Origin of the sequence: Pseudomonas fluorescens (assembly GCF_902497895.1) — a bacterium.
Taxonomy (GTDB): Bacteria; Pseudomonadota; Gammaproteobacteria; order Pseudomonadales; family Pseudomonadaceae; genus Aquipseudomonas; species Aquipseudomonas fluorescens_BP.
Genome location: NZ_CABVHQ010000066.1, coordinates 20,455 through 32,238 on the forward strand (window position 1 = coordinate 20,455; position 11,784 = coordinate 32,238).

The following is an 11,784-nucleotide window of genomic DNA, read 5'->3' on the forward strand; positions in this document are numbered from 1 at the left end:
GCGATTGCGTGGTAGCCCCTTCCGACCGTCGCGAACACCCTGCTGACCAGGTTGTTATCAGTCAGGGACAGCAAACGACAGCGTGGCCATAGGCACCACGCTGTCGTCTTGCTGTATGGAGCGTCCGGCCCCTGCTACTGCGTGGATTTGAGCTCCTCGATACTGATCTCGCGCATCCGGAACTTCTGGATCTTGCCCGTCACGGTCATGGGGAACTCGTCGACGAACTTGAAGTAACGCGGCGTCTTGAAGTGCGCGATGCGCTCCTTGCACCAGGTTTGCAGCTCCAGTTCGTTGGCCGTGTAACCGGGGTGGAACTTGATCCAGGCGACGATTTCCTCGCCGTACTTGACGTCTGGAATGCCGATAATCTGCACATCCGCCACCGCCGGGTGGGTGAAGAAAAACTCTTCCAGCTCACGGGGATAAACGTTTTCGCCGCCGCGAATGATCATGTCCTTGTTGCGCCCGACGATGCACACGTAGCCTTGCTCGCTCATGGTCGCCAGGTCACCGGTGTGCATCCAGCCGGCCTGATCGATGGCCTCGGCAGTGCCTTGCGGATTGTTCCAGTAACCGAGCATCACACTGTAACCGCGAGTGCACAGCTCGCCGATCTGCCCACGCGCAACCATGTTGCCGGCCCCATCGACGATCTTGCTTTCCAGTTGTGGCTGGGTTCGGCCGACCGTGGTCACGCGCAGCTCCAGGTCGTCCGCGGGACCGGTCTGCAAGGACACCGGGCTGGTTTCGGTCATGCCGTAGGCGATCTGCACTTCGCTCATGTGCATTTCGTTGATGACCCGGCGCATCACTTCGATCGGACAGGTCGCCCCCGCCATAATCCCGGTGCGCAAGCTCGACAGGTCGAACTCGGCGCGCCGTGGCTGATCGAGCATGGCGATGAACATGGTGGGCACGCCGTACAGCGCCGTCGCCTGCTCTTCGGCAACCGTGGCCAGGGTCAGCAACGGATCGAAGGCATCGTTGGGGTAAATCATGGTGCTGCCATGGGTCATGCAACCGAGGTTACCCATGACCATGCCGAAGCAGTGATACAGCGGCACTGGAATCACCAGCCGATCGGCTGCGGTCAAGCCAAGGCTTTCGCCGACCATGTAACCGTTGTTCAGAATGTTGTGGTGACTGAGAGTCGCGCCTTTGGGGAAGCCGGTAGTACCCGAGGTGTACTGGATATTCACCGCCTGATCGAAATGCAGGCTGTTCGCCCGGGCCTGCAAGCGTTCGACTTCCACCTCGGCACCCAATGCGGCCAACTGCGACCAGGGCAGGAAACCCGATGGCGGCTGCGAATCAAGACTGATCACGCCGCGCAGGTCCGGCAGGCGTTCGCTGTGCAACTGGCCAATGGTCTGCTCTGCCAGCTCCGGCACCAGGCCTTGCAGCATTGCGTGGTAATCGGAAGTCTTGAAGGACCCGGCGCACACCAGCCATTGGCAACCGGATTGCTTGAGCACGTACTCCAGCTCGGAACTGCGATAGGCCGGATTGATATTGACCAGGATCACCCCGATCTTGGCGCTGGCGAACTGACTGATGCACCACTGAGCGCAGTTCGGCGCCCAGACACCGAGGCGATCCCCAGCCTGCAATCCCAGCGCCAGCAGCGCCCGGGCATGCAAGTCGACGGCTGCGGCCAACTGCTTCCAGTTGTAGCGCAGTTGCTGATGGCGAACCACCAGCGCCTCGCCGTCCGGGTATTGCGCAACGGTATTGTCAAACGCCTGACCGATGGTCAGCGCCAGCAGGGCTTTGTCCTGCGAGCCACGGGTATAGCTATGCTGAATGGCACCTGGTTGATCCATGACGACCCCTATTGTGTTTATTAGTGGGTAGGCAGGAACCGGCAAGATGAGGGCCTGGTTCCTACAGAAACTGCCTCTACTCTGGCGCAAGTTGACGTTAACGTAAAGGGTGATTGACAGCCGTCCATCTCAGGCTTACGTTAACGTAAAGGTGAGAGCTGAACAGGCGCTCTCTGCCATCTAACAAAAAGCCCAAAGGTGACCCCATGAGCTACCCAACCCTGAACTTCGCCCTGGGCGAAACCATCGACATGCTGCGCGATCAGGTCCAGTCCTTCGTTGCTAAAGAGATCGCCCCGCGTGCGGCGCAAATCGATGTCGACAATCTGTTCCCTGCCGACATGTGGCGCAAGTTCGGCGACATGGGCTTGCTCGGGATCACCGTGCCGGAAGAATACGGCGGTGCCGGCCTGGGTTACCTGGCACACGTGGTGGCCATGGAAGAAATCAGCCGCGGCTCGGCCTCGGTCGCCCTCTCCTACGGCGCGCACTCCAATCTCTGCGTCAATCAGATCAACCGTAACGGCAACCACGAACAGAAAACCAAATACCTGCCAAAACTGATCAGCGGCGAACACGTTGGCGCCCTGGCCATGAGCGAGCCAAACGCCGGTTCCGACGTGGTCTCGATGAAATTGCGCGCCGACAAGCGCGGCGACCGCTATGTGCTCAACGGCAGCAAGACCTGGATCACCAATGGTCCGGACGCCAACACCTACGTGATCTACGCCAAGACCGACCTGGAAAAGGGCGCCCACGGCATCAGTGCGTTCATCGTCGAGCGTGACTGGAAAGGCTTCAGCCGCAGCAACAAATTCGACAAGCTGGGCATGCGCGGTTCGAACACCTGCGAGCTGTTCTTCGACGACGTCGAAGTCCCGGAAGAAAACCTGCTGGGCGCCCTCAACGGTGGCGTCAAAGTGCTGATGAGCGGCCTCGATTACGAACGCGTGGTGCTCTCCGGCGGCCCGACCGGGATCATGCAGGCCTGTATGGATCTGGTGGTGCCGTACATCCATGACCGCAAACAGTTCGGCCAAAGCATCGGCGAGTTCCAGCTGATTCAAGGCAAAGTCGCCGATATGTATACCCAACTCAACGCCAGCCGCGCCTATCTCTATGCGGTGGCCCAGGCCTGCGAGCGCGGCGAAACCGCCCGCAAGGACGCCGCTGGAGTGATCCTCTACAGCGCCGAATGCGCGACCCGAATGGCCCTCGACGCGATCCAGATCCTCGGCGGCAACGGCTACATCAACGAATTCCCGGCAGGTCGTCTGCTGCGTGACGCCAAGCTGTACGAAATCGGCGCAGGCACCAGCGAGATTCGTCGCATGCTGATCGGTCGTGAACTGTTCAACGAAACCCGCTAACAGAGCGAGCGCCCCATGACCATCTTGCATACCCAGCTCAACCCGCGCTCGGCGGAGTTCGCGACCAACAGCGCGGCGATGCTCACCCAGGTCGACGCACTGCATACCCTGCTCGCCCAGGTCCAGCAAGGCGGCGGCCCCAAGGCCCAGGAGCGGCACACCTCGCGGGGCAAACTGCTGCCGCGCGAGCGCATCAATCGCTTGCTTGACCCGGGTTCGCCGTTTCTGGAAATCAGCCAACTGGCGGCCTATGAGGTCTACGGTGAGGATGTCCCTGCCGCCGGAGTGATTGCCGGAATCGGTCGGGTCGAGGGCGTCGAATGCATGATCGTCGCCAACGACGCCACGGTAAAAGGCGGCTCCTACTACCCGCTGACGGTGAAAAAGCACCTGCGCGCCCAGGCCATTGCCCAACAGAATCGCCTGCCGTGCATTTATCTGGTGGACTCTGGCGGCGCCAACCTGCCGCGTCAGGATGAAGTGTTCCCCGACCGCGAGCACTTCGGGCGGATCTTCTTCAACCAGGCCAACATGAGCGCCATGGGCATTCCGCAGATCGCCGTGGTCATGGGCTCCTGCACCGCCGGCGGCGCCTATGTGCCAGCCATGGCTGACGAAGCGATCATGGTGCGCCAGCAAGCCACCATCTTCCTCGCCGGCCCACCGCTGGTGAAAGCCGCCACCGGTGAAGTGGTGAGTGCCGAAGATCTCGGTGGGGCCGATGTGCACTGCAAGATTTCCGGGGTGGCCGACCATTACGCCGACAGCGATGAACATGCGCTGGCCCTGGCGCGACGCAGCGTGTCCAACCTCAATTGGCGCAAGCTCGGTGAGTTGCAACAACGCGCGCCGATTGCCCCGCTGTTCCCTTGCGAGGAGTTGTACGGTGTGGTTCCGGCCGACGCCAAGCAGCCGTTCGACGTGCGTGAAGTTATCGCGCGCCTGGTCGACGGTTCGGTGTTCGATGAATTCAAGGCACTGTTCGGCACCACCCTGGTATGCGGTTTCGCCCACCTGCACGGTTATCCGATCGCGATCCTCGCCAACAACGGGATCCTCTTCGCCGAAGCCGCGCAGAAAGGCGCGCACTTTATCGAACTGGCCTGCCAGCGCGGCATTCCATTGCTGTTCCTGCAGAACATCACCGGGTTCATGGTTGGCCAGAAATACGAAGCCGGCGGCATCGCCAAACACGGCGCGAAACTGGTGACCGCAGTGGCCTGTGCCAAGGTGCCGAAGTTCACCGTGATCATCGGCGGCAGCTTCGGTGCGGGTAACTATGGCATGTGTGGCCGCGCCTACGATCCGCGCTTTTTGTGGATGTGGCCCAACGCCCGAATTGGCGTGATGGGCGCCGAGCAGGCGGCTGGCGTGTTGGTACAGGTCAAACGCGAGCAGGCCGAGCGCAGCGGTCAGAGCTTCTCCGATGCTCAGGAAGCCGAGATCAAGCAACCGATCCTCGATCAGTACGAACAGCAGGGCCACCCGTACTACTCCAGCGCACGGCTGTGGGACGACGGCGTCATCGACCCGGCGCAGACCCGCGATATCCTCGCGCTGGCCTTGTCCGCCTCGCTGAATGCCCCCATCGAACCGACCCGCTTCGGCGTGTTCCGGATGTAATCCTGTGGGGGCGGCGGGGCGGCGATCCGACTTGCCCTAACTGTAGGAGCGAGCTTGCTCGCGATGGACGTTAACGATAACGCGTGTTTTCTGAATAAACGCGCCACCCTTGAGACCATCGCGAGCAAGCTCGCTCCTACAACAGCGCCAACTCCCGCAAAGCAGTGAAGGACAAAAACAATATGAGCGACTTCAACACCCTCGAACTGCTGACCGACCCCCGTGGTTTCGCCACGCTGTGGCTCAGCCGCGAACAAAAGAACAACGCCTTCAACGCCGAGATGATCCGTGAATTGATCCTCGCGCTGGACCAGGTGCAGAGCGCCCCGAACCTGCGGTTTCTGTTGGTACGCGGTCGCGGCAAGCATTTCAGTGCCGGCGCCGATCTGGCCTGGATGCAGCAATCGGCCGAACTGGATTACCACACCAACCTCGACGACGCTCGGGAATTGGCGGAGTTGATGTACAACCTCGCCAAGCTGAAAATCCCGACTTTGGCAGTGGTGCAAGGCGCGGCCTTTGGCGGCGCGCTGGGCCTGATCAGTTGCTGCGACATGGCAATTGGCGCCGATGACGCGCAGTTCTGCCTGTCGGAAGTGCGCATTGGCCTGGCGCCAGCGGTCATCAGCCCGTTCGTGGTGCAGGCCATCGGTGAACGCGCGACACGCCGTTATGCCCTGACCGCCGAGCGCTTCGGCGGGCAACGGGCGCGGGAAATCGGCTTGTTGTCCGAAAGCTATCCGGCCACTGAGCTGGAGCAGAACGTCGGACAATGGATCGATAACCTGCTGCTCAACAGCCCGGCCGCCATGCGCGCCAGCAAGGACTTGCTGCGTGAAGTCGGCAACGGCGCACTGACTCCGGCGCTGCGCCGCTACACCGAAAACGCCATTGCCCGCATCCGCGTCAGCCCCGAAGGCCAGGAAGGCCTGCGTGCCTTCCTGCAAAAACGTCCGCCGAACTGGCAACCCGCCACGACCACCAAGGAGCCGCACTGATGAGCGCACCTCTACTCACCACCCTGCTGGTGGCCAACCGCGGCGAAATCGCTTGCCGGGTGATGCGTACCGCCAAGGCCCTGGGCCTGACCACCGTGGCCGTGCATAGCGCCACCGACCGCGATGCGCGGCACAGTCGTGAAGCCGATATCCGCGTCGACCTGGGCGGCAGCAAAGCGGCCGACAGCTACCTGCAAATCGACAAACTGATCGCCGCAGCCCTTGCCAGCGGCGCCCAGGCGATTCACCCCGGCTACGGCTTCCTTTCGGAAAACGCCGGGTTCGCCCGCGCCATCGAAGCCGCCGGCTTGATCTTCCTCGGCCCGCCCGCCTCGGCCATCGATGCCATGGGCAGCAAATCCGCGGCCAAGGCCTTGATGGAAACCGCTGGCGTGCCGCTGGTGCCGGGTTACCACGGCGCAGCCCAGGACCTGGAAACCTTCCGCGCCGCCGCCGAGCGCATCGGCTATCCGGTACTGCTCAAGGCCACGGCCGGCGGTGGTGGCAAAGGCATGAAAGTGGTCGAGGACGTCAGCCAACTGGCCGAAGCCCTGGCCTCGGCTCAGCGTGAAGCGCAATCCTCGTTCGGCAATTCGCAGATGCTGGTGGAAAAATACCTGCTCAAACCGCGCCACGTGGAAATCCAGGTGTTCGCCGATCAGCACGGCAACTGCCTGTACCTCAACGAGCGCGACTGCTCGATCCAGCGTCGTCACCAGAAAGTCGTCGAAGAAGCACCGGCACCGGGGTTGAGCCCGCAGGTGCGCCGGGCCATGGGCGAATCCGCCGTACGTGCGGCGAAGGCCATCGGGTATGTCGGCGCCGGCACCGTGGAGTTCTTGCTGGATTCGCGCGGCGAATTTTTCTTCATGGAAATGAACACCCGCTTGCAGGTCGAGCACCCGGTTACCGAAGCCATTACCGGCCTCGACCTGGTGGCCTGGCAGATTCGCGTCGCCCGGGGCGAAGCGCTGCCGATGACCCAGGAACAGGTGCCGCTGATCGGGCATGCGATTGAAGTTCGTTTGTATGCCGAAGACCCGAGCCATGACTTCCTGCCGGCAACCGGCCGTCTTGATCTGTATCGCGAATCGGCCGCAGGTCCGGGACGTCGGGTCGACAGCGGTGTGGAAGAAGGCGATATCATTTCGCCGTTTTACGACCCGATGCTCGGCAAGCTGATCGCCTGGGGCGAGAACCGCGAACAGGCACGTCTGCGCCTGCTGAGCATGCTCGATGAGTTCGCCATCGGCGGGCTGAAGACCAACATCAGCTTCCTGCGACGTATCGTCGGCCACCCGGCCTTCGCCGCGGCGGAACTGGACACCGACTTTATCCCACGCTATCAGGAACAACTGCTGCCACCGCCGAACGAGCTGAGCGAGGAGTTCTGGCAGGCCGCGGCACAAGCCTTCGGACAGAGCCAGCCGGACTCTGTGCGTGCCGATGACCAGAGCTCACCTTGGGCGCTAGCCAGCGGATTCCGCGCCGGACTGCCGCTGGAAACCACCTTGCACTTGAGTTGTGAGGGGCAGGATAAGGCCCTCACACTGGACCCTGCAGGCGCTCGCACCGCCGAGCTTTGCGCCGAACAGTTGCTGATCGAGCACAACGGTCTGCGGCGCCAGCATCGGGCGATCCGTCGCGGCGACACGCTCTATCTGCACTGGGAAGGCGAACTGCGCAGCATCAAGCCTTACGACCCGATTGCCGCAGTCGAAGCCAGCCACAGCCACCACGGCGGCCTCACGGCGCCAATGAATGGCAGTATCGTGCGGGTGCTGGTCGAAGCCGGGCAAGCCGTCGAAGCCGGCGCGCAGTTGGTGGTGCTCGAAGCGATGAAGATGGAGCACAGCATTCGCGCGCCCCATGCCGGAGTGATCAAGGCGCTGTATTGCCTGGAAGGCGAGATGGTCAGCGAAGGCAGTGCGCTGGTGGAACTGGAGTAAGAGCGGTGAAGTGATCGGTCCTGCGCCTCAGGACCGATCAGCATCAGAACTTGGCGGTAGCCTGCATCACCACACCGATGATCCGGCATTCATCGGTGTACAGGGTTTTCGGGTAGGTCGGATTGAGCGGCACCAGGTAACGCTGGCCGCCCTCTTCGATCAACTTGCGAAAAGTCGCCTGGGCGTTGCCCGGCCACTGGGCAATCACCAGTTTGCCCGGCACCGCCTCAACCGCCGGGTCGACCAGAATCAGCATGTCCTGGGCAATGCTGAGGCCGCTCGGGGCCGTCATGGCGTCCCCGACCACCACCAGCCAGAATGCCGCGCCCCGGGCATGGTAATCGGACAGTTCATAGCGCTCGCTGGAATAAATCGGCTGCTCCGTCTCGCGCGCTTCGCACACGCCTTCCCAGTCGCTGACCGGATAGCGAAAATACGGATTGTATTTATCGGCCAGCGATAGCTGGTAATCGCCCTCCTCGTTTTTCGAGGGTTCCCGGATCACCAGGGCCACCTCCAGAAATCCCACGCCCAATTCCTGAAGCACGCGGTTCATGTCTTCAATCTTCGGTTGGCGACGTTTGTTCAGCCAATGGCCGACGCCACCCTGGGACATCCCGAGGCGCTCTGCGAGTTGCTCTTGGGTGACCTTGAGGTCACTCATCTTGGCCTTGACCAATTCGATCCATTTATCCATGGCCGGAACAATACTTTGTGTACTCGAGCTCTCAATACACATATTGTAGTATTTAAACTATGGTCACAAATACAATATGTACTAGCCTTGGGTGGACGTGTTTGACCCATCAGCAGAGCATCCGAAATCATGAGCATACCCAGCAATGACTCGATAGAAATGGCAACAGAGGTCGAATTTACCTCGTTCAAAGGCCACGCCGCGGCGCAGCGTGCCCTGGACTATTACTTGAAACCGGAGGTTTCAGAATCCGCGTTCGAGGAAAAGCTCTTTGATGTGAAACGCGGTATCAGCAGCGAGGAGGCCATGGTCCACGCCTGCGGCCTGCTGCGTTGCGCATCGGCCACCGCCCATGAAGCCGCGGAAAAGCTGTTCGGTTCAAACCGTGATCTGGCGTTTTCGGTGGTGCATATGATCGATATGGCGAAAATCATGGTCGATCGAGCGCTGGACGCCAATCGCCTCGATTGAAGGGCCGGCCTGCCCCGTGAACGGCATCAGGGCAGCAAGGCTGCAGACGTCAAGGTAGAGAGGAACGGCAGAGGGCAGGAAAAAAAATCCAGCAAAGCAGCGGAAAACATTTGACTTGCAAATGGTAATGATTATTATTTCATGCATCTGGTCGCGAGATCAGTCGATAGCCCAAGGGACCTTAGGTCGGACTCTTGGAATATCTCCTCATCAGGCTAATCACGGTTTTTGACCCGGCTTTTTGCCGGGTCTTTTTTTGCCAGTTTTTTCTGGCTTGGCTTCAGGCTAATGAAGACTGGGTGCTGCTATTTGAATGGCGGCGATGATAGCAAAAGAATATCTGTTTGCAAGAGAGCGCCGTGGATACGGGGGCAAAGTATCAAAAAATAGCACTTGAGAATCAATCGCATACCCCCTAAGCTGCCGCGGCGTCAGGGACGACGCCCCCCCTTTTTGTCGAAATTGCCCGCCTGTTTCTCGCCCCTCTTGCGTGTAAAGTAGCAGCCATAAAAATCATACTCAGGGACCCAGACTATGACCGTGGCTCAGCGCTCTGTTGACATCACTTCGAACTTCGACAGCGGCAATATCGAGGTGCTGGATACCAGCAATCCGCTGCAGGTATTGCTGGCCATCAAACCCGACACCCGCAGCAATCACTTCCAATGGTTCCACTTCAAGGCCAGCGGTCTGCATGTGGGTCAGGAACACTGGTTCCGTCTGAGCAACGCGAGCAAATCGTCCTACAACAAAGCCTGGGCTGGCTATCAGGCCGTGGCCTCCTACGATCACGTCAACTGGTTTCGGGTGCCGACGATTTTCGAGGGCGATACCTTGCGGTTCAGCCTTGAAGCCAGCGCCACCAATGCCTGGTTCGCCTATTTCGAACCCTATAGCCGCGCACGTCACGACTGGCTGATCGAGCAGGCGCTGGCCAAGGCCGGCACCGAACTGCTCGCCACCGGCAAAAGCGTCGAAGGCCGCGACATTCAGTTGCTGCGCAAAGGCACCGGCGCCGAAGGCCAGCGCAAGGTCTGGATCATTGCCCAACAGCACCCCGGCGAGCACATGGCCGAATGGTTCATGGAAGGCCTCATCGAACGTCTGCAACAGCCCAACGATCCAGTGATGAAAAAGCTTCTGGAGCATGCCGACCTGTACCTGGTGCCCAACATGAACCCGGATGGCGCCTTCCATGGCCATCTGCGCACCAATGCCATGGGCCAGGACCTCAATCGCGCCTGGCAGAGTGCGAGCCAGGACCTCAGCCCGGAAGTGTTCTTCGTTCAGCAGCAAATGGAAAAGCACGGCGTCGACCTGTTCCTCGATATCCATGGCGACGAAGAAATCCCCTACGTCTTCACCGCCGGCTGCGAAGGCAATCCCGGCTACACCCCGCGGATCGAGAAACTCGAAGAACATTTCCGTAAACACCTGAAACACCAGACCCGCGACTTCCAGATCACCCACGGCTACACCCGCGACAAACCGGGAAAAGCCAACATGACCCTGGCCTGCAACAGTGTCGGTGAGAAATTCGACTGCCTGTCGCTGACCCTGGAAATGCCGTTCAAGGACAACAACGATGCACCGAATGCGCTGACCGGCTGGTCGGGGAAGCGTTCGAAGCAATTAGGCAAGGATGTGTTGACGACGGTGGCGGACATGGTCGCAGTGTTGCGCTAAGCCCGGCGAAATACACGGTACTTCGACATAAACCAGAGAGTTGCGGCGCGTGCCGGATCGCCAAGATCGCAGCCTGCGGCAGCTCCTACATGCACCCGGATTTATCTGGTGTATGCAAAACCCGTAGGAGCTGCCGCAGGCTGCGATCTTTTGGGGCCGCCCAGTTCCCACCGGCATAACGGCAAGCTCCCTCACCACAAGGTTGTGTATCCCCCCGCATTTTCAGCCCTGATCCTTACCAAACAACATGCTCTGCAATACCCCATCACGACGCACCCAGCCATGGAACAGCGCCGCTGCCAAGTGCAGCAGCACGGTCAGGAACAGCAGGTACGCGAGGTAACCGTGAGCCTTGCGCAGGAAGGCGAACACTTGCGCATTGGCCGGCACTATCGACGGCAGTTGCAACGAACTGCCGAGCATCACCGGGTCACCGGCCGCCGAGATCATGGCCCAGCCCAGCAGCGGCAGAATCAGCATCAGGGCGTACAGCAACAGGTGCGAGGCCTTGGCCGCCAGCGCTTGCCAACCGGGCAGGTCAGCCGGCAGCGGCGGCTGGCGGGTCGAGAAGCGCACCACCAGGCGCACGATCACCAGCAGCAGAATCGCCACGCCCAAGGGTTTGTGGAGATGGATCAGCCATTCATGGCGCTCGGACACCGAGGCCGCCATGCCCGCGCCGATAAACAGCATGGCAATCACCATCAGTGCCATCAGCCAGTGCAGCAGCCGCGCCAGGGGCGCGAAATGATTGGGTTGGGCGCTCATGGGTGCGACTCCTGGGTAGCGGCAGGCAACTGGCTGACTTCACTGGTGCGGCGCAGGTATGACTTGGCGTACGCCGCAGAGCGGGCAGCCAGCAGCGGGTCGTCGGAACCTTCGATGCCGCTCGGCAGAATCAGCGGATCGTAGTTGATGTCGCGGCATTCGCCGTTGCTTTGGGCCTGGGTGTTCTCAAGCACCAGGGTGCCGGCATTCAACACTTTTCGATCGTTCGGCCAGGCTTTGCTGGCGTCATGGGTGGGATCTGCGGGGTTGGCCAGGGTGATGTTCAACTGCCAACGCAAGGGTCCGGCGGCCAGTCGCTGCATCAGGTCTTTTTCCAGGAAATCGGCGCCTTCAGGCGCACTGGCTCGCGCTGCATCTTGAACAAGCGGCGCCACG

General features: G+C 60.8%; 10 protein-coding genes. 6 read left to right on the forward strand and 4 right to left on the reverse strand.

What is annotated here, in order from left to right:
• Positions 1–134 precede the first annotated feature (134 nt).
• The gene (locus tag F8N21_RS24720; RefSeq protein ID WP_150644620.1) at positions 135–1,826 is read right to left on the reverse strand and encodes an AMP-binding protein; all 1,692 of its coding nucleotides are present in this window, start codon (positions 1,824–1,826) and stop codon (positions 135–137) included.
• Positions 1,827–2,032: 206 nt separating this feature from the next.
• Here F8N21_RS24720 and F8N21_RS24725 point away from each other — a divergent pair, with 206 nt between their 5' ends.
• The 4 genes from F8N21_RS24725 (at position 2,033) to F8N21_RS24740 (ending at position 7,766) form a co-directional block, all read left to right on the forward strand.
• Positions 2,033–3,196, forward strand: coding sequence for an isovaleryl-CoA dehydrogenase (locus F8N21_RS24725; RefSeq protein ID WP_150644621.1), 1,164 nt, complete (start codon positions 2,033–2,035; stop codon positions 3,194–3,196).
• A gap of 15 nt (positions 3,197–3,211) precedes the next feature.
• On the forward strand, positions 3,212–4,819 hold the full coding sequence (locus F8N21_RS24730) for a carboxyl transferase domain-containing protein (RefSeq protein ID WP_150644622.1): 1,608 nt from the start codon (positions 3,212–3,214) through the stop codon (positions 4,817–4,819).
• A gap of 182 nt (positions 4,820–5,001) precedes the next feature.
• Complete coding sequence (locus tag F8N21_RS24735; protein ID WP_150644623.1) at positions 5,002–5,817, forward strand: gamma-carboxygeranoyl-CoA hydratase; 816 nt, start codon at positions 5,002–5,004, stop codon at positions 5,815–5,817.
• Positions 5,817–7,766 (forward strand): acetyl/propionyl/methylcrotonyl-CoA carboxylase subunit alpha, encoded by a 1,950-nt coding sequence (locus tag F8N21_RS24740; RefSeq protein ID WP_150644624.1) that lies wholly within the window; start codon positions 5,817–5,819, stop codon positions 7,764–7,766. Before F8N21_RS24735 ends, F8N21_RS24740 begins: the two co-directional genes overlap by 1 nt.
• A gap of 43 nt (positions 7,767–7,809) precedes the next feature.
• Here the strand turns inward: F8N21_RS24740 and F8N21_RS24745 are convergent, their stop codons facing one another.
• Positions 7,810–8,463, reverse strand: a complete 654-nt coding sequence (locus F8N21_RS24745; protein ID WP_150644625.1) for a LexA family protein — start codon at positions 8,461–8,463, stop codon at positions 7,810–7,812.
• Positions 8,464–8,592: 129 nt separating this feature from the next.
• On the opposite strand from F8N21_RS24745, the gene F8N21_RS24750 reads away from it, so the two are divergent.
• The gene (locus F8N21_RS24750) at positions 8,593–8,934 is read left to right on the forward strand and encodes a DUF6124 family protein (RefSeq protein ID WP_150644626.1); all 342 of its coding nucleotides are present in this window, start codon (positions 8,593–8,595) and stop codon (positions 8,932–8,934) included.
• Between the two features lie 534 nt (positions 8,935–9,468).
• Positions 9,469–10,620 (forward strand): M14-type cytosolic carboxypeptidase, encoded by a 1,152-nt coding sequence (locus F8N21_RS24755; protein WP_150644627.1) that lies wholly within the window; start codon positions 9,469–9,471, stop codon positions 10,618–10,620.
• A 222-nt stretch (positions 10,621–10,842) separates the two neighbouring features.
• Here the strand turns inward: F8N21_RS24755 and F8N21_RS24760 are convergent, their stop codons facing one another.
• Positions 10,843–11,388: a cytochrome b gene (locus F8N21_RS24760; RefSeq protein WP_150644297.1), complete on the reverse strand. Its 546-nt coding sequence runs from the start codon at positions 11,386–11,388 to the stop codon at positions 10,843–10,845.
• The coding region (locus tag F8N21_RS24765) for a catalase (protein WP_150644628.1) at positions 11,385–11,784 on the reverse strand (400 nt) is incomplete at its 5' end. The genes F8N21_RS24760 and F8N21_RS24765, both read right to left, overlap by 4 nt.

Bases quoted from the DNA above. Each gene is read 5' to 3' on its own strand.
- F8N21_RS24720 (WP_150644620.1), bottom strand. From the start codon at position 1,826: ATGGATCAACCAGGTGCCATTCAGCATAGCTATACCCGTGGCTCGCAG.
- F8N21_RS24725 (WP_150644621.1), top strand. From the start codon at position 2,033: ATGAGCTACCCAACCCTGAACTTCGCCCTGGGCGAAACCATCGACATG.
- F8N21_RS24730 (WP_150644622.1), top strand. From the start codon at position 3,212: ATGACCATCTTGCATACCCAGCTCAACCCGCGCTCGGCGGAGTTCGCG.
- F8N21_RS24735 (WP_150644623.1), top strand. From the start codon at position 5,002: ATGAGCGACTTCAACACCCTCGAACTGCTGACCGACCCCCGTGGTTTC.
- F8N21_RS24740 (WP_150644624.1), top strand. From the start codon at position 5,817: ATGAGCGCACCTCTACTCACCACCCTGCTGGTGGCCAACCGCGGCGAA.
- F8N21_RS24745 (WP_150644625.1), bottom strand. From the start codon at position 8,463: ATGGATAAATGGATCGAATTGGTCAAGGCCAAGATGAGTGACCTCAAG.
- F8N21_RS24750 (WP_150644626.1), top strand. From the start codon at position 8,593: ATGAGCATACCCAGCAATGACTCGATAGAAATGGCAACAGAGGTCGAA.
- F8N21_RS24755 (WP_150644627.1), top strand. From the start codon at position 9,469: ATGACCGTGGCTCAGCGCTCTGTTGACATCACTTCGAACTTCGACAGC.
- F8N21_RS24760 (WP_150644297.1), bottom strand. From the start codon at position 11,388: ATGAGCGCCCAACCCAATCATTTCGCGCCCCTGGCGCGGCTGCTGCAC.